This window comes from Desulfosporosinus sp. FKA, assembly GCF_002196785.1.
Classification (GTDB): Bacteria; Bacillota; Desulfitobacteriia; order Desulfitobacteriales; family Desulfitobacteriaceae; genus Desulfosporosinus; species Desulfosporosinus acididurans.
The window spans coordinates 102,209-121,128 of sequence record NZ_NAHZ01000033.1 but is presented as its reverse complement, the minus strand read 5'-3'; the positions used below and the strand labels follow the sequence as shown (position 1 = coordinate 121,128).

Annotated in this window: 18 protein-coding genes and 1 tRNA gene; 4 read left to right on the top strand and 15 right to left on the bottom strand. The window is 39.5% G+C overall.

The window, feature by feature from the left end; translation table 11 throughout:
• Positions 1-17: 17 nt before the first annotated feature.
• From B5771_RS19885 to B5771_RS25120, 5 genes are all read right to left on the bottom strand, one after another.
• Positions 18-1,160, bottom strand: a complete 1,143-nt coding sequence (locus B5771_RS19885) for an acyl-CoA dehydrogenase (RefSeq protein WP_047808106.1) — start codon at positions 1,158-1,160, stop codon at positions 18-20.
• Between the two features lie 23 nt (positions 1,161-1,183).
• Positions 1,184-1,966, bottom strand: a complete 783-nt coding sequence (locus B5771_RS19880; RefSeq protein ID WP_088189095.1) for a short-chain-enoyl-CoA hydratase — start codon at positions 1,964-1,966, stop codon at positions 1,184-1,186.
• A 97-nt stretch (positions 1,967-2,063) separates the two neighbouring features.
• Entirely contained in the window at positions 2,064-2,909 is an 846-nt protein-coding gene (locus B5771_RS19875) for a 3-hydroxybutyryl-CoA dehydrogenase (RefSeq protein WP_088189094.1), read from the bottom strand.
• Positions 2,910-3,275: 366 nt separating this feature from the next.
• Positions 3,276-5,006: a sigma 54-interacting transcriptional regulator gene (locus tag B5771_RS19870; protein WP_088189093.1), complete on the bottom strand. Its 1,731-nt coding sequence runs from the start codon at positions 5,004-5,006 to the stop codon at positions 3,276-3,278.
• A gap of 197 nt (positions 5,007-5,203) precedes the next feature.
• Positions 5,204-5,326 carry a hypothetical protein gene (locus B5771_RS25120; protein ID WP_282433363.1) on the bottom strand — a complete coding sequence of 41 codons (123 nt, stop codon included), beginning with the start codon at positions 5,324-5,326 and terminating at the stop codon, positions 5,204-5,206.
• Positions 5,327-5,520: 194 nt separating this feature from the next.
• Here B5771_RS25120 and B5771_RS19865 point away from each other — a divergent pair, with 194 nt between their 5' ends.
• Entirely contained in the window at positions 5,521-6,237 is a 717-nt protein-coding gene (locus B5771_RS19865) for a Crp/Fnr family transcriptional regulator (RefSeq protein ID WP_242847040.1), read from the top strand.
• Here the strand turns inward: B5771_RS19865 and B5771_RS19860 are convergent.
• The 4 genes from B5771_RS19860 to B5771_RS19845 form a co-directional block, all read right to left on the bottom strand.
• On the bottom strand, positions 6,161-6,838 hold the full coding sequence (locus B5771_RS19860; protein WP_242966907.1) for a 4Fe-4S dicluster domain-containing protein: 678 nt from the start codon (positions 6,836-6,838) through the stop codon (positions 6,161-6,163). The two genes, B5771_RS19865 and B5771_RS19860, sit on opposite strands and share 77 nt — an antisense overlap.
• Positions 6,839-7,224: 386 nt before the next feature.
• Entirely contained in the window at positions 7,225-7,884 is a 660-nt protein-coding gene (gene phoU, locus B5771_RS19855; protein WP_088189092.1) for a phosphate signaling complex protein PhoU, read from the bottom strand.
• Positions 7,885-8,294: 410 nt separating this feature from the next.
• A complete protein-coding gene (locus tag B5771_RS19850) occupies positions 8,295-8,711 on the bottom strand; it encodes a CBS domain-containing protein (RefSeq protein WP_088189306.1) in 417 nt (138 codons plus the stop codon).
• Between the two features lie 357 nt (positions 8,712-9,068).
• A complete protein-coding gene (locus B5771_RS19845; RefSeq protein WP_242966906.1) occupies positions 9,069-9,842 on the bottom strand; it encodes a hypothetical protein in 774 nt (257 codons plus the stop codon).
• A gap of 748 nt (positions 9,843-10,590) precedes the next feature.
• Here B5771_RS19845 and B5771_RS19840 point away from each other — a divergent pair.
• Together B5771_RS19840 and B5771_RS19835 are read left to right on the top strand one after the other, a co-directional pair.
• A complete protein-coding gene (locus B5771_RS19840) occupies positions 10,591-12,648 on the top strand; it encodes a (Fe-S)-binding protein (protein WP_088189091.1) in 2,058 nt (685 codons plus the stop codon).
• A gap of 176 nt (positions 12,649-12,824) precedes the next feature.
• The gene (locus B5771_RS19835) at positions 12,825-13,235 is read left to right on the top strand and encodes a hypothetical protein (protein WP_088189090.1); all 411 of its coding nucleotides are present in this window, start codon (positions 12,825-12,827) and stop codon (positions 13,233-13,235) included.
• 116 nt (positions 13,236-13,351) lie between these two features.
• Here B5771_RS19835 and B5771_RS19830 read toward each other — a convergent pair whose 3' ends face one another.
• From B5771_RS19830 to pepV, 4 genes are all read right to left on the bottom strand, one after another.
• Positions 13,352-13,933, bottom strand: coding sequence for an NAD(P)H-dependent oxidoreductase (locus B5771_RS19830; protein ID WP_088189089.1), 582 nt, complete (start codon positions 13,931-13,933; stop codon positions 13,352-13,354).
• 221 nt (positions 13,934-14,154) lie between these two features.
• A complete protein-coding gene (locus tag B5771_RS19825; RefSeq protein ID WP_088189088.1) occupies positions 14,155-14,520 on the bottom strand; it encodes a hypothetical protein in 366 nt (121 codons plus the stop codon).
• A 472-nt stretch (positions 14,521-14,992) separates the two neighbouring features.
• Positions 14,993-15,068, bottom strand: a tRNA-Lys gene (locus tag B5771_RS19820).
• Between the two features lie 110 nt (positions 15,069-15,178).
• On the bottom strand, positions 15,179-16,582 hold the full coding sequence (gene pepV / locus B5771_RS19815) for a dipeptidase PepV (RefSeq protein ID WP_088189087.1): 1,404 nt from the start codon (positions 16,580-16,582) through the stop codon (positions 15,179-15,181).
• Positions 16,583-16,750: 168 nt separating this feature from the next.
• On the opposite strand from pepV, the gene B5771_RS24395 reads away from it, so the two are divergent.
• Entirely contained in the window at positions 16,751-16,918 is a 168-nt protein-coding gene (locus B5771_RS24395) for a hypothetical protein (RefSeq protein WP_170932730.1), read from the top strand.
• Positions 16,919-17,067: 149 nt separating this feature from the next.
• On the opposite strand, the gene B5771_RS19810 is transcribed toward B5771_RS24395, so the two are convergent.
• Positions 17,068-18,036, bottom strand: coding sequence for a rhomboid family intramembrane serine protease (locus B5771_RS19810; protein WP_088189086.1), 969 nt, complete (start codon positions 18,034-18,036; stop codon positions 17,068-17,070).
• A gap of 16 nt (positions 18,037-18,052) precedes the next feature.
• The gene (locus B5771_RS19805) at positions 18,053-18,916 is read right to left on the bottom strand and encodes a LarC family nickel insertion protein (RefSeq protein WP_088189085.1); all 864 of its coding nucleotides are present in this window, start codon (positions 18,914-18,916) and stop codon (positions 18,053-18,055) included.
• Positions 18,917-18,920 lie beyond the last annotated feature (4 nt).

Genomic DNA, 18,920 nt, shown 5'->3' with positions numbered 1-18,920 from the left:
ATTGAAGGACTAGTGTATTATCCTTTAAGGATATGGCTGCTAATAACTACACGTTGAATCTCATTCGTTCCTTCATAAATTTCCGTAATTTTGGCATCACGCATCATACGCTCAGCGGGATACTCGCGTGTATAACCATATCCACCGTGGAGTTGAACACCCATGGTGGTTACAGCCATTGCAGTTTCAGAAGCAAACATTTTAGCCATTGCTGATAACTTGGAAACCGATACATGGGCATCCGCCATTTTGCATGCTTTGTATACGAGCAAGCGAGCAGCTTCAATTTGGGTTGCCATATCAGCAAGTTTAAACTGGGTGTTTTGGAATTCTGAAATAGGTTTGCCGAATTGTACACGTTCTTTAACATACTTCATGCATTGTTCATATGCTCCTTGAGCAATTCCTAAAGCTTGGGAAGCAATTCCGATTCGTCCGAAATCAAGGGTTTGCATCGCAATTTTAAATCCTTGGCCTTCTTCACCCAAGAGATTTTCAGCAGGTACATGAACATCTTCAAACACTAGCTCATAGGTTGCGGAAGAACGGATTCCCATCTTCTTCTCTTTTTTGCCAAAAGAGAAACCCGGCATTCCCTTTTCAAGAATGAAAGCAGCAATTCCGCGATTTCCTTTGCTCTTATCCATTTGAGCAGTGACAACATAAGTATCGGCGTAGTAGCCATTGGTAATAAAGATCTTACTGCCATTGATGATGTACTCGTCACCTTGACGAACTGCTGTCGTTCTTGTTCCCGAAGCATCGGAGCCGGCCATGGGTTCAGTTAAGCCAAAGGCACCAAGTTTTTCGCCTGTAGCCAATGGTACAAGATATTTTTTCTTTTGAGCTTCTGTACCAAATTTATAAATGGGATTGGCACAAAGACTGGAGTGGGCAGAAATCGTAACGCCCACTGAGGCATCAACCCGGGAAAGTTCCTCAACAGCAATGGCATAGGAAATATAGTCAGCACCTACACCGCCGTACTCTTCAGGGAAAGTGATACCTGCCAAGCCGAGCTCCCCTGCTTTTTTCCAAATTTCTACGGAAAATTCTTCAGTCTCATCACGATGTTCAGCCCCCGGAGCACATTCTTTCTCCGCAAAGTCACGAACCATTTTACGCATCATAACGTGGTCTTCAGTTAAATCGAAATTCATAATATTCAACCTCCAAATTTTTTTTAACGTCCTTCAAAGTTTGGTTTTCTTTTTTCCACAAATGCTGTACAACCCTCTGTTTGGTCCGAAGTACTCATGGTTAAACCGAAAACTTCTGCTTCATAAGCTTGGGCACTGTCTAAATCTAAATTAATTCCTCTTTGAATGGCGCTCTTTGTTAACTGAACGGCCACAGGAGCTCGTCCGGCAATCCGTTGGGCAAGTTTCAGCGCTTCTTCCATAAGAGACTCTAATGGATAAACTTTATTGACGAGTCCTATTCGGTAAGCTTCCTGAGCATCAATAATATCGCCCGTAAATAATAATTCACTAGCAAGTCCTGTACCCACCAGACGCGGCAATCGTTGTGTACCTCCGAATCCGGCAGTCAGTCCTAAAGTCACTTCCGGCTGCCCAAATTTAGCATTTTCGCTGGCAATCCGGATGTCGCAGGCCATCGATAATTCGCATCCTCCGCCCAAGGCAAAACCATTAACAGCGGCAATTACCGGTTGAGGCAAAAGTTCAAGTTTGCGAAACGTTGCATGACCCAACTGAGCAAAACGGCGGCCTTCTAAAGGAGAAAAGTCTTTCATTTGCGAAATATCCGCTCCGGCGATAAATGCCTTTTCACCGCTGCCTGTGATAATAACTGCCTTGACACTGGAATCTCTCCCCAGTTCATCAAGCGCGGCGGACAGTTCCGACAAGGTGTCGCTGTTTAAGGCATTTAAAGCTTTTGGTCGATTGATCGTTAGAACGGCAATATTACCTTGATGTTGAAGTAATAGATTTGTGTACTCCACGCTTTGACCTCCTCGTTGTTACAAATCGAAAAATGTCTTACTCATAAAGAGCAGATATCCCTCAAGACTTGTATTAGCCCGTTAGACGGCCCTATGATCACGACTCATATTGATAGAAGCCTCGGCCAGTCTTGCGTCCCAGCCAACCTGCTTTGACATATTTGCGGAGTAATGGGCATGGACGATATTTATCTCCAAGTCCTTCATGAAGAACTTCCATGATTGACAAGACAGTATCCAAACCAATCAAATCAGCTAATGCCAAAGGACCCATAGGGTGGTTCATTCCTAGCTTCATAACGTTATCAATGGCTTCAACCGTTGCAATCCCTTCATTAAGCGTAAAAATAGCTTCATTGAGCATGGGAATTAAAATACGGTTAGCAACAAATCCTGGAGCGTCATTGACCTCTACCGGCGTTTTACCCATTTTTATACTAAGGTCTTCGATAGTACTATAAACCTCATTACTAGTTGCTAAACCACGAATAACCTCGACAAGTTTCATTACCGGAACAGGATTCATGAAGTGCATCCCTATCACTTTCTCTGGACGCTTGGTGCAGGCAGCGACTTCAGTGATTGGGAGAGATGATGTATTTGTCGCAAGAATCGTATGTTCAGGGCAAATAACATCAAGCTGAGAAAATATTTGTACCTTAATGGCCATATTTTCTACTGCAGCTTCAATAACCAAATCTGCTGAAACTGCATCTTGTAAAGATGTTGATTTTGTGATTCGGCTCAAAATCCCATCTTTTTCTTCAGCCATTAGCTTACCTTTTTCAACAGATCGTTTTAAGTTTTTCTCTATGATTCCAAGACCGCGATTTACGAATTCTTCCTTAATGTCATTTAGAATAACTGAATAACCTGCTTGAGCTGCAACTTGGGCGATCCCGCCACCCATTTGTCCTGCCCCAATAACCATGATAGTTTTCACACATGCTCCTCCTTTTTTCTATTAAAATTTTTACGTTCCCGCAGAAATGGGTGATTCCCGAATCGTATGAATCTTATTGCAATTTCTGTGCCATTTTACTATTCAATAGATTCAGAATCTTGAACCTCAATGGTGACAAGCCTTCCAATTGTTAGCAATAAGATAATAATCGTAACTCGAAATTTTAACTGTATACTTTTGTTGACACATATTTAAGACGTTATTATGCTTTTGCGATTTATTGCGAAATAATTAACATGTTCATTTTAGTAGACATGTCTACTTACGTTTACATATACATTTTAATTTTCTGATCTTTAAATCTAAAATAAGACATTAATGGAGAAAATATTTTGTCGATTCTAATTATTTATGAAGATTATGTTTAATTAATTTTTTGTACAAGCCTGCTCGCGATAGTCCTAAATTTTTTGCAGCTTGTACTTTATTCCCGTTCGCAGCATCTAAAGCATAAATTAAGGCTTCTTTTTCAACCGCATCTAAAATGCTCTCCAGTGATCCACCCGAAAAATGGCGAGTTTCATTACCTGCTAAGATCTGCAAATAATTTGGTAAATGTTTCAATTGGATTTCCGAACCATCAAGCATATTAAAGGCCCTCTCAATAATGTTCTCAAGTTCTCGAACATTTCCAGGCCAGCGATAATTTATGAAGACATTTTTTGTTTCTTCAGAAATACCTGTAACGGACTGGGCAAACTGCAAATTAAACTTCTTTATAAATGTATCAATCAGAGCATCTAAATCTTCGATTCTATCTCTAAGGGGAGGAATAGTCAACGTCACCACATTTAAACGATAATATAAATCTTCACGAAACTGTTTCTCACGGATCATTGTTTCCAGATCGCGATTCGTCGCTGCTACTAGCCTAACATGTATTTTTCGAGGCTTATTGCTGCCTAGACGTTCGATTTCACGTTCTTGAAGAACACGCAGCAATTTTACCTGCATAGCCATTTCCATATCTCCGATCTCATCCAAGAACAGGGTACCGCCATCAGCTAGTTCAAATTTTCCAATTTTGCCTCCTTTGCGAGCACCCGTAAAAGCACCTTCTTCATAGCCGAATAATTCAGATTCAAGAAGATTCCCTGGCACAGCCGCACAATTTACCTTTATAAAAGGGCCCTCTTTGTTTAGACTTTCCATATGAAGCAATTGGGCAAACAATTCTTTTCCTGTGCCGCTTTCGCCCCTTAAAAGTACGGTTGACTCTGATTTTGCAACTCTAAGTGCTATCTGTACTAAGGAAACCATGCGGGGGTTTTTCCCCTTTAAAAGTTCCAAGGCAGAAAAGTTCTTTTCTAAAATAGTTTTCTTATAGTAATCAAGTTCCGAGCGTAAAGAATTTACCTTTTTAGTTAAAGCATAAAGTTCATTGACATCTTTAAATACAACTTTCCCCAAAGCACCTACTATCTTACCTTCTTGATTGATAGGAATCCTGCTGGCAATAATTTCATGACCGTTTAAATCATGAATATATCCATGAACAGGTTGCCCCGTTACCAATACCTCCGTAAATTTTGGATTTTCATAAATGTCCTGAATATGCTTTCCAATCATTTCCTCAGGAGATTTATTAAAGAAATTGGTAAACGCTTGATTTGTCATGGTTACGATTCCCTTTTCATTCACAACAATTAAACCATCGTAAGCTGTATCCAGAACGACTTCAAGAGTCCGCTGAAGTTGTTTTGTTTTTTCATGTTCAATTACCATGTTGTCAATTAGATTTTGGAGGACTGTGATATCTTGAAAAACTGCAACAGCGCCTACCAATTCACCATGAATATAAATAGGAGTGCGATTGCTTAATAGAACCTTATTATTCATGGTCAGCTGCTGACCCAGCTCAGCGATTCCCTTCTCAAATACTCTCAATAGTCCTGTTCCAGGGAAATACGTTGTGATCGATTGCCCAACAAGGTCTCGATCCGGGGTTTGCAAAATATTATAGACAGCCCTATTAGCATATATTATTTGTCCTTCTAAATTAATTGCAATTACAGCATTATTCGTATTATCGAGTATCTTTTCTATTGGAATTGTGCCAGACAGTTCCTCCAGCATCGTTGAGAACCCCCCTGAGATTTCTGTATTATCAATTTTATTCGACAAAGAGCAAAGGAAATCCTTCCGCCATGATTTGAAGCCTAACTCAGAAGGAGCCTGATTTCTCCAACATCTTTAATGATCAAACCTGTAGATCCGAACTTAATCCCCTAACAGAAGAATGAGGAGTGGCATTCACACACTCCTCATTCTTGTTAACCGTTATTGGGTATTGATCTTTGAATATTTCGCTCTTTTTGAGTATCATATTCGGTATAGTGGGGATCAGATTTGGTAACAGGAGATTTCGGGCGTGAAACTTTTTTGTGCGTACCCATATCCATCCTCCCTTTTAATTAAAACGTTATGGCCCTTTATAGTTTTTCCAAAAAACCAAGTCTTATCCTGACATCAAAAATTTCACTTACGAGTATTAAAAAGTTGACTTGCATAGGAATTCGATTTTAAATCATACTTCTTTTTAGGCTATAATGAAACTACTATTTTAGATTAATTCTAGGGGAGGTAAGACGTGTTAAACGAAACACAAATAAAAGAATTATTAACAAATACACCCTTTGCTGCCATGCCTGGTAACTTTGTCGATTTTTGCCTAACCCATGGGCGTACGCGGATTTATGGTCCAAAACAATATCTTTATTTTGCCGCTGACGAAGGAAATACTCTATATCTTCTTTTATCCGGAAGAATCAGGTTATATTTAATGGGAGAGTTCAATGAAAAAATCATTCGTGTCTTAAGCCCCCCAGTTTTCTTCCCTGAAATCGTTTTAGACGGAAGGCCATATCCTCATGCCGCACTCTCGATGGAAGAAACAGAAGTTTTAGCTTTGAATCGTGATACTTTAATACAGTTCATTGAAAAGAACCCCGCTGCTCTTTGGGATTTTTACAAAATGTTAGCATTGGATTTGCGTCGTTCCTACAGACAAATCAGAAATTTATCTATTGGCGATGCTCGCTTACGTTTAGGTGCCAAACTCTATGCCCTGGCCCATGTTCATGGTCAGCAGACTCCCAAGGGGGTATTAATTACAATTCCTTTATCAGCCACGGAACTCGCCGGAATGTGCAGCTTAGCCAGGGAATCCGTCAGTCGTATTTTAAGCGAATTAAAAGATTCGAATTTAATAGAAATTGATAAAAAGAGCATTACGGTTTCTGATCCTCAGAAATTAAGCCATTGGATACATGACCGCTCTGCACGTTCTCATTCTTCTTCAGAGTAAGATCAACAGATTCCAAGAAATGGGTCAATCGTTCTTGCTGCTGACCCTGAGTAATATATTGCTGCAATGCTTCTGAAATCCAAGACACTGCTTCGTCATCATTTTTGACTCGACCGGCCAATTTGGAAAATCGTGGGTGACGCCCAACCCGCCCGCCATAACGTATTGTCCATCCTTGTTCACCAGCGGACAAGGTACCAGTCGGACAAACTCTTAAACAATCTCCGCATGAAATGCAGCTTGACCAATCGATAATAATTTCTTGACTATTCCTTTGTAGTGCCTTCTCTAAGCACGCATCGACACAAGCATTACACTCCGCACACTGCCTTTGAGTAATTTGGGGAACGACATACCCGGATATGCCAAAATCCTTTATATCTGGTTGGGAACACCCATTGGGGCAGCCAGCTATACTAATTTTCGGAAAGTGATGATAATGAATAGGATTTATTTTTTGAGAAAGCACTTGAAGAAGATTTAAGTCATTCAGTTTGATAACCATTGTTTCATAAAGATTTTGCCAATTACAAGCAGATTTGGGACAATTTGATCGGCAATGTTCAACCTGAAACCCATTCTGCTGCACATTCTGCTCCATGAGATTTTCCTCCCAAGATAAGTAAGTCTTAAAGTTTATCTTAACCCGATATACAGATAGTTTAACAAATCAAGGTGTTTACTGATGTGGTTTTAATCACAATCCCGCATCACATTTAAAAATTTTTGCGATATCTTCGTAAGATTACCCCTTCTTTCAGGCTCTGGCGAAAGCGGCATTCATGCTAGAAGAAAGTATACAACTGAAGGTTATACTTTCTCCTAATACAAGAAAGTGTGCTGATCCACACTCATTCTTATCCACAGGTCCTAAATATATACTTTCCTAAACGATAAAAAATGGATGGAGATAATCTCCATCCTTAAATTTTCTTCAATATTGCTCAATTTGTGCGCATTCGTGCTCCCATGTTCAGCTCTATGATGTTAATCATTTAAATTTACTCGTTTTCCGGAGCAAAGATAGACAATTTCCTCTGAGACGTTTGTACAATAATCCCCCAGTCGTTCTAAAAACCTACAGGCAAAAAGAAGATAATTAGCTTGCTGTACCTGATGCGGTTTAGTCATCATAATAACTTTTAACTCTTCAAAAACTCGAGAATATATTTTATCCACATCGTCATCCATTATTGCCATAGAAGCTGCAGCGTCACAGTCTTCTTGGACATAGGCTTTAAGGCCAAGTTCAAGCATTTCTTTGACCGTATCACTCATTTGAGGGATATCTATTAACGGCTTGATCAATGATTCTTGACCTATTCTGTGGGTTAACTTTGCCAAATCAACAGACAAATCGCCCATTCTTTCAAGATACATAGAAATTTTCAAACCTGCCACAACTTTCCGCAAATCGCGGGCAAACGGCTGTTGAGTCGCAATCAAGCGAATGCAGTTTTCTTCAACAATCGCTTGGAGATCATTAACTGCGGAATCGCCGGTTATTATAGTGTTAGCTAAATCTAAGTCTTGATTAATTAAAGACTTTATTGCTAAGCCAATTCGTTCATCCACCATCTTACCTAGATCAAGGATATTAAGGCGCAAATCTTCCAGATCTTGATCGAATTTTTGACGCGTTGGCATTTTCCAGCCCCCTCTCCCTCTAAAATTGCCTTACTATTATATGTCTAATCTCCAGATTTTAAAGTAGTTTAATGATATTTCTTTGTCTTATCCAATCGTAAGACTTCCCGTCTGCCAAACCTCCTTATGATTTTACGTTATTGAGATACTAAACTCCTTTGCAAGATTAGTTTATAAACTAAGTTTAGCATCTCAATTTGTGATTGAAAAATCTGTCTTTCGGATTGCAAACACTTTTCTTTTCTGTATTTATCCTATAATTTTTCACTAAATTTTCGGTTCTTCATTCTAAACCCAAGGCCTGAAGAAGCAAACGAAAAAATAATTCCAAGTGAAATAAAAAGCCACGATAGCCGTGGCCTTTCTCAGATATGCCGATGAACACATTTTAAATACCAGCTGTTAACCAGTTACTCCACTTTCCGTTGAAGCAATAATTGCGAACAATATTCAATCATCTCGCGTCGCCGCACGATTCCGATGAAGGTTTGTTGGTCATCAACAACAGGAACGAAATTTTGTACGACAGCTCGAGATATCAAATCCTCAATTTGGGCATCGATAGTGACAGGCAAATTTTGAACATGTTGCTCCACTTCACTTAAATGAATGTCTTCCGTATTATGAAAGGTTAAACCAGGAGTATTTTTAAGCTTCCAAAGCAAATCTCCTTCAGTAATGGTTCCGACATATTTTCCATCATTATCAATGAGAGGGACCGCCGAATAACTATGATATTCCATCCTTTCCAATGCTTGGCGCATTGTCGATTTTTCTTTCAAATAGACTATATCCTTTTTAGGTATAAGAAAAAAAGCTACATTCATACCTCTTCGCTCCATTACTAAAATCATGGAAGGTTCACTTTATCCAATCGTAAGGTTCCCACTTCTTGTGGGAGTGGTTCACACTTCACTCGATAAGGAGTGAACTCGCTTACCTAAAGCTGAACATCGGGTCTTCAGATACAATAATGTCCAGTGGACATTATTGCCGAGCCGCCTTCCCAATAGGACGGGACCCACCCCCACTATAGAAGTAGGGGTCATAAAAACTGGATAAAAATCCGTTTATAAATCCTACATGATTATAAATCTACTTATTATTATAGATAAACCCTTTCCAAAAGAAAAGATGAACCCTGCAACTAATACATTATACTTCAAATGGTTCTAAATACAAAACTAAAAATGTTTACTGAAACGGTTTAATAAGTTCACCAAACCCTCCGGGGTAAATTGCAGAAGAGGTGGCTTACTGGAAGAGGATTCTGGCAAAGGTTTGGCTCCTGTAGTTTGGGGAGGAACTACAGCTCGAACAAAAATTGTTCCTAATAATTCTAAAATAAGCATCGGTAACGCTCCGCGCAATCCTGGAAAGGTAACGATCGGCAATATCAGAAAAACAGTAGGGCCATAAGGATTGGCTACAAAATCCCCCCAAACTGTCAAAGCGAAAATAACTGGGGCTTCAGGCGTTTCTAAAGTCCCGGAAGATACATCCCTTGGTGAGTTCATCGGTTGATTATTTAAAGGTTGACCCACTGAAGACTGAATAGAACCGTTAGTCACAGATGCCAGAAAATCTTGTAAATCACTGGTCGACATACGAACAGTTTGTTCTGGAGAGATAACCGTGCCAGGTTTAATTGTGCTTAATTCCAGTCCAAATAAACGATTAGCTAAAAATAGAAAAAGCTGAGCAGCAATTAAAATACCAAGTGATGCAAATACTTTTCCAGTTAATAAGGGTTGAAGGAAAAAGAGAGAAGAAGTTCCCGGCAAGGAACTAACCGGAGAAAAAATAGAGATTCCAAAATTCAAGGGTTCTTTGGATGAATTGACAACACTTACCAATGGATCACAAGCATTCGACATTACTAAGGGTTTATCAAAGGTGGTCGCAATTGTTTTTTGAGTAATTGGATCTAAAGGAACCGTCGAATAATTGTCGCTCATAATCTTACTCCTCTCCTACCATAAATTATGAACGATCTTTTAAAATGGTAACTTTATTGACTGAGAACTTTCAATCTTCCATTTATCAGGCTTAAAATCAGGTAACGAAGGACCCACTCCCACTTATAGTCCTGACCCCTATATCTATCTTACAAGAAGTGAGGGTCTTAAAAACTAGATAAAACTGCCAATATAACTTAATTATGATGCAAGCCCAATCTTAATAGTGATATAGGTATTTGTTATGGATTAAAAGAATTATATTTACTGAATTTAAAGCAATAATCACCTCTAAACTCTTTAACTTCATTCTTCAAGAAAAATATCTGTTTTTCGGACTGTAAATCCTTTATTTAATTGTATGTAATAGTACAATTCGACATATAACATCCATATGTTAAATTAATATTCAGCATGTTGACATAATACGACCTCAATGATAGTCTTTGACTATAAGAAAAACGCGGGTGTATTATTAGTAATTTCTTAAATGAATTACTGAATAATTGCTAAACGTTTTTGAGGTAATTTCACACGATTTAAGTGTAAAAATTCACAATAAAAGTGAATTATTTCACTTGATAGACTTTTCTAACTATTATTATTTTAAAGGAGTGGATAGCACAAGAGCATAGAGGAAGTTTGACACCAAATCCAGATCCTGGTCATAGGGCTACGAAAATTCTAAGTGTTGTAGTTTCCTAATCCTCGGCAATGCTGAGAGTATATTTGAAGTGGAGGGAGTTAAATGCGTTTAAGTTGGCTAATAGTTTTCTTAATCATGGCTGCCGTTGCAGTCGCAGCTTTTAGTACTGCCCTAAAGAAAAAGATTAATATTTTATCATTAGGGGCTAAAGTAAAGGAAGAACGATTCGAGAACCCCCAAAAACGTTTTATGAATTTTGTATCCATAGTCTTAGGTCAGAGTAAAATGATCAGTGAACCTTATGGATTTATTCATTTTTTCATTTTCTGGGGATTTATTTTTATTTGTTTAGGTGAATTACCATTAATATTTGAAGGAATTTTCCCTGCCTATTCTTTTCCCCTTCTAGGTACAAACCCATATTTTTATATGCTTAAAGATATCTTAACTTTGTTAGTGACCATCGGCTTAATCATTAGTTCTATTAGACGCTGGATCTTTAAGCCAGCTCAACTCTATCGTTCTAAAGAAGCGGCAATTATTGTTTTACTAGTTATCGGAGTCATAGTGACTGAATGGATCTCCAGCGGCGCTAAAGTTGCTCTTGAGCCAAAAAGCGCGTACGCTCTTGCTATTATGTATCATACCTTCGCCTCCCTCTTTAAAGGCCTTAGTCCTGATACATTGGTCGGTATTCAAACATCATTTTGGTGGATTCATATGGTTGTCGTCTTTAGTTTTCTCGTTTATATTCCGAATTCCAAGCATATGCACCTATTAGCTGTTCATCCTAATGTATATTTCTCATCCTTAAAGCCCCTTGGTGCTCAGATTGAGAAGATTGATCTTGAAGATGAAGAACTGACTGAGTTAGGCGTTGCCAGAATAGAAAGCTTTACTTGGAAACAACTATTGGATTGTTTTGCCTGCGGTGAATGCGGTCGCTGTATGGCCAACTGCCCTGCCAATATTTCCGGTAAACCTCTTAATCCAAAACATTTGTTAAGTCACCAGTTAAAAGAACATCTTATGGAAAAAGGTGCAATTCTGAGGGCTAACGGGTTGACCTCCACTGGCGACGAAAATGCTGATGCTTTGGCTGAGATCGCCGAAAAGGACCCGCAGGCTGCTGAAATTCTACAAAAGTCACTGATCGGTGACATTGTGACCGAAGAGGAAATCTGGGCTTGTACTACTTGCATGTCCTGCCAAGTCCAATGCCCTGTTGCCAATGAACATGTTAATAAGATCATTAATTTGCGTCAATCCTTAGTTATGATGGATAGTAATTTCCCGCAGGAATTACAAACCGCTTTCCGTAATGTCGAAAATAATGCCAATCCTTGGGGCGTCGGCTATACTGAACGTGCTAATTGGGCCTCTGACTTAGACATCCCCCTTATCAGCGAAAAAGAAAATGTTGACTATCTCTTCTGGGTTGGATGTGCCGGTTCATTCGACAGTCGTGCTCAAAAAGTTACTGTTGCTATTGCTAAGATTCTGAAAGCTGCCGGAGTTAATTTCGCGATCTTGGGAACAGAAGAAAAATGCTGCGGCGACTTTGTTCGTCGATCCGGTAATGAATACCTGTTCCAAACCGCTGCTGCTGAAAATGTCGAGATCCTAAATAACTATAACGTTAAGAAAATCATCACAGCTTGCCCCCACTGCCTAAATACGTTAAAGAATGAGTATCCGGAGTTTGGCGGTAATTATGAGGTCATTCACCATACTCAATTCCTCAACCAATTAATTAAGGATGGAAAATTAGTACTGAACAAAAACGGCGCAGTCGAACCGCAAAAGATCGTTTACCATGATTCCTGCTATTTAGGCCGCTACCAACAAGAGTTTGATGCTCCTCGTTCTCTCTTCCGCATGGTTCCGGGAGTAGAGATCGTCGAGATGGATCGTAACCATAATAAGAGCTTCTGCTGCGGAGCTGGCGGTGGCCGTATGTGGCTGGAAGAAGAAAATCACCAACGAGTTAATAACTTAAGAGTTGAACAAGCCCTTGAGAAGAATGCGGAAGTCATCGGTGCCAACTGCCCCTTCTGTATTACGATGTTGGAAGACGGTATCAAAGATAAAGTCGATGCTGATAAGCAAACCGTACGAGTTGTTGATCCGGCAGAGCTTATCGCTAAGATGATTAGTTAAACTTTCCGAGATCTATTCGAATTCAAATTCAATTAAATAACAGGTTAAAATTAAATTTATATTAAACAGCCATGAACAGTAGCAGAATTAGTACAAGCAAATTATATCTTTAAGTTGTAACAATTTATGCACTATTTTTAAGCACTTGAGTAGATCTAATTTTAAGGAGGCTGCCCATGAAAGCGTGTGAAGGGACAATTCAAAGATTTACCTCAACAGGCCAAGATAGTGGTATAAAAGAACTTCAAGATCATGAGACCGCAGATTATAAATTAATCTACAATAATTTAATTGCTAAGCACATTGAAGCTTGCGGAGAAATTCCAGAAGGAATGGACATTCAAGTCATTAACAAGATCTTTACCCCAAAGGACGAGAATATAACTCCACTCGGTCTTGTCAATGTAAGTTTAGAATATTTGGCAAGAATTCTGACCTTCGCAAAAAGGCAAGGGATACAATGGCAGATTGATAGCCGCGAACACACTGATAGTCATTTTCAGAAACTGTCTCACTTCACGGTCAAGGTCGATTGTCCTCAAGAAGATTTTATGACAATGGCCAAAGGCTGCGGATACAGATATTAGATGATAACTTGAGACTATATGATCCCCTAAAATTCTGCGTATGACTAAAGGCGCCCCATTTGGGGCGCCTTTAGTTGCGCCACAAATAGGTGTATTATTAATTCATAATTATCTCATTAGCAAATAGTCGCTGATTGACTCAATTGAGTATTTGCTTGTGCTTTTTCAAGCAATACTTGCAGAAGCTTCGAGATTGATCTTTTCGTAAAATTATCAACCAACTTTCCATCCTGATCAAATTTCTTTGCTGCATTCGTTATTAAGACTTTAGGAGTTCTTACTGTTTGCGAGTGAAGCTTAAAACAAACTTGCCGAAGATGATACTGGACACGCGCTCCCCCTAACATATCTAGAGAAGCGCTCATAATTGCCAATGGTTTATTGCTTAATGGCAGATCATTTCCTCTGGAAGCCCAATCCAAAGCATTTTTTAGAACCGGTGGAATGGAATAATTGTACTCAGGAGTTGATATTAGAATTGCATCTGCCTCAGCCACTTTTCTTTTAAAATCCAATACCGTCTGAGGTACACCTTCCGCTTCAAGGTCTTCATTAAAAAACGGGATTGGAGATAAATCCACTATTTCCAAAGTGGCCCATGCGGGAAGCAGCTCAGTTGCTGCATGCAAGGCTGCTAAATTATAGGACTTTTCTCGCAGGCTTCCAGTTAACCCAATAATCTTTAGCATTTTAGTCATTAAAAGCCCTCCCCTATTAGTATTACATAATATGTAGGCATTGTTTAAAAAGTCAGTATACTTTTAACATTCAACATTTTTTATATATTTCCTTCTTTTTCCCAAAATAATTTTGACAATTATAAATTTTTAAAATTAAAAAAGTTAAGCCCAACTTAACCTGTCTGGCTTAACTTATAGGAAACATCGCCATGTTTTAAATATGAATTAGATTGTTCTTGTTAAGAAGATACCCTTCTTTCCCAATCCACACCATGGTTATATTGTACAGATTGGGCTTTTATCTTGGATCTTGCTCGCTCTTCACCCACCCTCTCTCTAACTCTTTTATAGTGATAGCTGTGTCCCAGCCCCATTGTCTCCTGGGCTTTAAATGGAGCTTCCACTCTTAAAGTACTGAGATATAAGACGAGAGATCCTATAACTGCTGAAAAGATCGTTAAAACATAATAAATCGTCGCAAGATATAAATTGAAACTATCATCATAGGTATAAATTTGTCCTGCATTAAACATCAAGTTTTTAGAATAGCCAAATCCATAGAACAATAAAGAAGCAATATAACAAACGACTGTAACTTTGGGCATTATTACACCTCCGCCTCAATAACTCGTCTTCACCGAGTGACATACTCCCACCACCTACGCTAACGCTTAGAGGTGAGGGCTTCGAAACAAAAGAATTCCGCAATTCAGTACACTGTAAAACAATATACTAGTACATTTATTTGGTAATTGTTCGAACTTATGTTCTTATTATACCTCTATCTTATCTGAATAGCAACAATTTCTATCCACTTATCTCCAAAAAACTATATTTATACAGATATCCTCCTGGCTTTTTCCAAGAAAACAAAATGATTATACGGCACAATCATTCGGCGATAAAAAACAAACGTCCTGAAAACCAAAACGTTTGTTTTAAAGCTTTTGGATTGCAACTACTATATAGAACCCTGACGTTCTTTACATGTCAGTCAAAAGCAGCTCTAAACACAAGAAAAAGCAGATGTCTCAGTAATATCTGAAACACCTGCTCCATTTGCTCTTGTAATTCAATTGGTGCGCCACCGCGGGATCGAACCGCGGACCTGCCGATTAAGAGTCGGATGCTCTACCAGCTGAGCTAGTGGCGCAATAACAACAATAATTAGTATACTCATATTCCTAATGATAGTCAAGCTTTTTTGTAAAACTAGTTTTTTTTATTCTATGCCCACCATTTTTAATCCGCTTTCGCTTAGTCTTAGCGCTGCTCAGGGGCACTTGCGATATTTAGGATCGCCTGGGCATAGACCTTTGTCGTTAACAGCACGTTATTGATAGAAATATATTCATCAGCACAATGTATCACTTCAGGTTCACCTGGGAATACAGGGCCAAAAGCTACGCCCTGAGGAAGCGCTTTAGCATACGTTCCTCCGCCAATAGCAAAAGCGTAAGGTTCAAGGCCAGTTACATCTTCATAAGCTTTCAGCAGTGATTTCACCAGTTCGCTATCCTTGGGAACATGATGAGCTTTTTGGTGATTAAGAACTTCTATACTAAATCCCTCACCCCGAATAATTTTTTCAATCGGCTGCAAAACATCTTCTTGCTTATAGGTTACCGGATAGCGAATATCAAGAACAAAGCGTAAGTAATCCGAAGACAATTCGAATATTCCTAGGTTAAGAGACAATTGACCAGAGGGTTCATCCTTGAAGGCAATACCAAATCCTTCTCCGAAGAAGCCTTTTCCCGGATACATTAAGATAAACTCAAGAATTTTTTGCTCCTCAGAAGTTAAAGGCAACTTCTGTAAATACTTTAAGGCAAAGAGAACTGCATTCTTTCCTTTCTGCGGAAGACTGCCATGGGCTCCTATCCCTTTAAAACTAATAATAACTTCCGAAGTTTCCTTTGGAGTCTTGATTTCTGCCCCTACTCCCTCAGGGAAAACGAAGGACCTTAAGGACCGAGCTATCAACTCTTGATCAAGCCCACGCAAAGTAACCTCACAAAGGTCGGGAACAACATTTGCTCGTTCCCCCCCACGAATACTGACAAGATGCGGTAAAGAAGCCTCAAATGCTTTTTTCAATTCCAGATGAAGTATTCCTTTTTCGGCGTGAATTAGAGGGAATTCAGCGTCCGGTGCAAAACCGAGATAGGGAACCTCTTCTTTTTTTAAATAGTAATCCATATCTGCCCAACCTGATTCCTCATCTGTACCTAAAATTAAACGAACTCGCTTATTCAAAGGGATATTAGCATCTTTAATGGCTTTCATAGCAAACAAAGCTGCTAAAGTCGGACCTTTATCATCCAGCGCACCACGACCGTAGATTTTTCCATCAACAATAGCTGCACTGTAAGGTGGAACCGACCAACCATCCCCTTCCGGTACAACGTCTAAATGACCCAAAATTCCTAAGAGATCTCCACTACCCATTTCAATATGACCCGCATATCCATCAACATTTTTTACCTCAAAGCCAAGTTTCTTTCCCAATTTCAAAGTCCAATCCAAGGCTGCTTGAATTCCGGGTCCAAAGGGAGATCCTGGGGCCGCATGAGCTGCATCCTTTACGCTCTTAATTTGAATACAATCCTGAATCGCTGAGATTATGTCTTCTTTCATTCCTTCGATTTGATGATCTAGACGCATGACTTACTATTCCTCCGTGTTCTTGTGTATTTCTCAACTCTATCCTATTTTACCGAAGGATAGAGTTGAAATTACCATCAATAAGTAAAACTGCTCAATATCCGCAATGGATATGCACTCACTATCTAAAATAACATAAGCTATATAAAACTAAAAGGAGTTGTTATTATGAATAGCCCTCAAGAAATTGCGACTCGAATTACTGAGGCCTGGCTAAATGCCTTTGCCACAATTACTAAAGAATTAGGTCACGTCGAGCAACATATTCCTACTCCTCAAGAAGTGAGTGAATTCTTTACCGAGATTCATCGGACTGCACAAAAGACAAATACATAGGAATTAACTACATTGCCAACATTAAAGAGCTTACGCTGTCTTAACTAACGATGGCAATTATTTAAGCCACCTCGCTAAGAAACCGCAAGCTCTTGATTCTAGTTTGTCCTTAGATGGGTGGAAACTATGCTTGAGAGGTAAAGGTATTTTTATGAAAGTTTGGTACTCTTAGGCTTAGAAAAGGTTTTCCAGGAGAAAATGAGACCCATTAACATTCCAGTAAAAAGTCCACCTAAATGTGCAAAATTATCAATCCCCGGCTGCCAAAAACCAAAGCCAAGGTTTACCAAAATTACGATCACAAGGTTCATTCCCAGACCGGTTTTCCAAAGATACGGCCGTTTGTAAATAAAAAGCAGCTGAGCTCCTAAGAGACCCATAATTGCTCCTGAAGCGCCCGCCGAAAGTGCCGGCGAAAACAAAAAGCTCGCTAACGATCCTCCCAGACCGCTTAACATATAAATTGCAAAATACTTTCCATGCCCATAACTTTGTTCCGTCACAGGTCCTAATGCCCATAAAGCATATAAATTGAAAGCTAGATGCAGAATACCAATATGAATAAACATAGATGTCAATAAGCGCCACACTTGACCCGCTTGAATTAGAGAATTAACTTTAGCGCCGAAAGTAATTAAGACATCCGGATTTGTTGACCCACCTGCTAAAGTCATAAGCAAAAAAACTATGACATTAATTCCTAGCAGAACATAAGTAAAATAAGGCGTCGATAGCTTTGGTGATTGCGGTTCAACATTCAGCGTAATTGGAGTTCCGCTGGCGATTTGCTGCAACATATTGGGAATATCCCGCTTTTTTGTCGGTGGAAAGGGAAATAGATTCCCCATTTCCAGATCCCAGTACCATAATTGGATACCCGGAAAACGATGTTTCTTTAACTGCGCTGAATCAAACCCTGTAGGACAAAAAACAATTGCGTCCCAGATAGGAATATTAAATTCAGAGATCTTAACCATTACATCATCGGGCATCTCATTTAAATATCCAAAGATAAGACCTCGCGGCTGAGTGTCAGAGACAGCACAAAACCAGTTTCCCGCTAGAGTGCCGACATTCCAGCCTGAGCGTTTCAAACTATCAATAATTACTTCAACCATACTATCTCCTTAGGTTTTATACTTCTCCAATTACCCCCCGAAGCAGGCTTGGAATGCCATAATCATTTTTACCTGACCCATAACCCACGTTCTGAATAACCATTTCCGGGAAATCGCTCTGTTGAGCTAAAGCCTTCATAAGAGACGCTCCTGTTGGCGTAATAAGTTCACCCGTAATGCCGGACTCTCTGAATTTAAAGCCTCGCAGCAACATCAGAGTTGCGGGAGCCGGCAGGGGCAGCGTCCCATGAGCACATTGAACAAAGCCTTTTGACCAAGGAAGAGTAGAAACACGAATTTCCTCAATATCTAAAAGATCGAGAGCAATACAGGTCCCAACGATATCGACGAGAGAGTCCACTGCTCCGACTTCATGAAAGTGAACTTTATCAAGAGTTGTCCCATGAACTTTAGCTTCTGCTTCAGCTAAGACATCAAACACCCGTAAAGCGTTTTTTTGAGAACGATCGGACAAGGATCCTGACAAGATCATCTTCTGAATATCAGGAAGAAACCGGTTATGATTATGATTATGATTATGATCATGCTTGTGACTATGATCGTGTTCATGACCATGTTCATGTTCATGTTCGTGTTCGTGTTCATGCTCATGTTCGTGTTCATGCTCATGTTCGTGTTCATGCTCATGTTCATGACTATGATCACTTTCAAGTTGGAGCTCATTTAGTAAAACAACATCGATGTCTGTGGCCTGGATGCCTTGAACTTGACGCGAACGGACATCGAGTCGAAATTCGTTCAGACCAATAGAATGTAATTGTTCAATAATCTTCTCCGGGTCCGCACCCAAAGCTATTAAAGACCCCAAAGCCATATCTCCGCTAATACCAGCAAATGTATCCCAGTAGAGTATTTTCAAAATG

Coding starts and splice junctions, on each gene's coding strand:
- B5771_RS19825 (WP_088189088.1), bottom strand. CDS start 14,520: ATGCCCAAAGTTACAGTCGTTTGTTATATTGCTTCTTTATTGTTCTAT.
- B5771_RS19835 (WP_088189090.1), top strand. CDS start 12,825: ATGAAAGCGTGTGAAGGGACAATTCAAAGATTTACCTCAACAGGCCAA.
- B5771_RS19840 (WP_088189091.1), top strand. CDS start 10,591: ATGCGTTTAAGTTGGCTAATAGTTTTCTTAATCATGGCTGCCGTTGCA.
- B5771_RS19850 (WP_088189306.1), bottom strand. CDS start 8,711: ATGAATGTAGCTTTTTTTCTTATACCTAAAAAGGATATAGTCTATTTG.
- B5771_RS19870 (WP_088189093.1), bottom strand. CDS start 5,006: ATGCTGGAGGAACTGTCTGGCACAATTCCAATAGAAAAGATACTCGAT.
- pepV (WP_088189087.1), bottom strand. CDS start 16,582: ATGCGTCTAGATCATCAAATCGAAGGAATGAAAGAAGACATAATCTCA.
- B5771_RS25120 (WP_282433363.1), bottom strand. CDS start 5,326: ATGGGTACGCACAAAAAAGTTTCACGCCCGAAATCTCCTGTTACCAAA.
- B5771_RS19845 (WP_242966906.1), bottom strand. CDS start 9,842: ATGAGCGACAATTATTCGACGGTTCCTTTAGATCCAATTACTCAAAAA.
- phoU (WP_088189092.1), bottom strand. CDS start 7,884: ATGCCAACGCGTCAAAAATTCGATCAAGATCTGGAAGATTTGCGCCTT.
- B5771_RS19885 (WP_047808106.1), bottom strand. CDS start 1,160: ATGAATTTCGATTTAACTGAAGACCACGTTATGATGCGTAAAATGGTT.
- B5771_RS19830 (WP_088189089.1), bottom strand. CDS start 13,933: ATGACTAAAATGCTAAAGATTATTGGGTTAACTGGAAGCCTGCGAGAA.
- B5771_RS19860 (WP_242966907.1), bottom strand. CDS start 6,838: ATGGAGCAGAATGTGCAGCAGAATGGGTTTCAGGTTGAACATTGCCGA.
- B5771_RS24395 (WP_170932730.1), top strand. CDS start 16,751: ATGAATAGCCCTCAAGAAATTGCGACTCGAATTACTGAGGCCTGGCTA.
- B5771_RS19810 (WP_088189086.1), bottom strand. CDS start 18,036: ATGGTTGAAGTAATTATTGATAGTTTGAAACGCTCAGGCTGGAATGTC.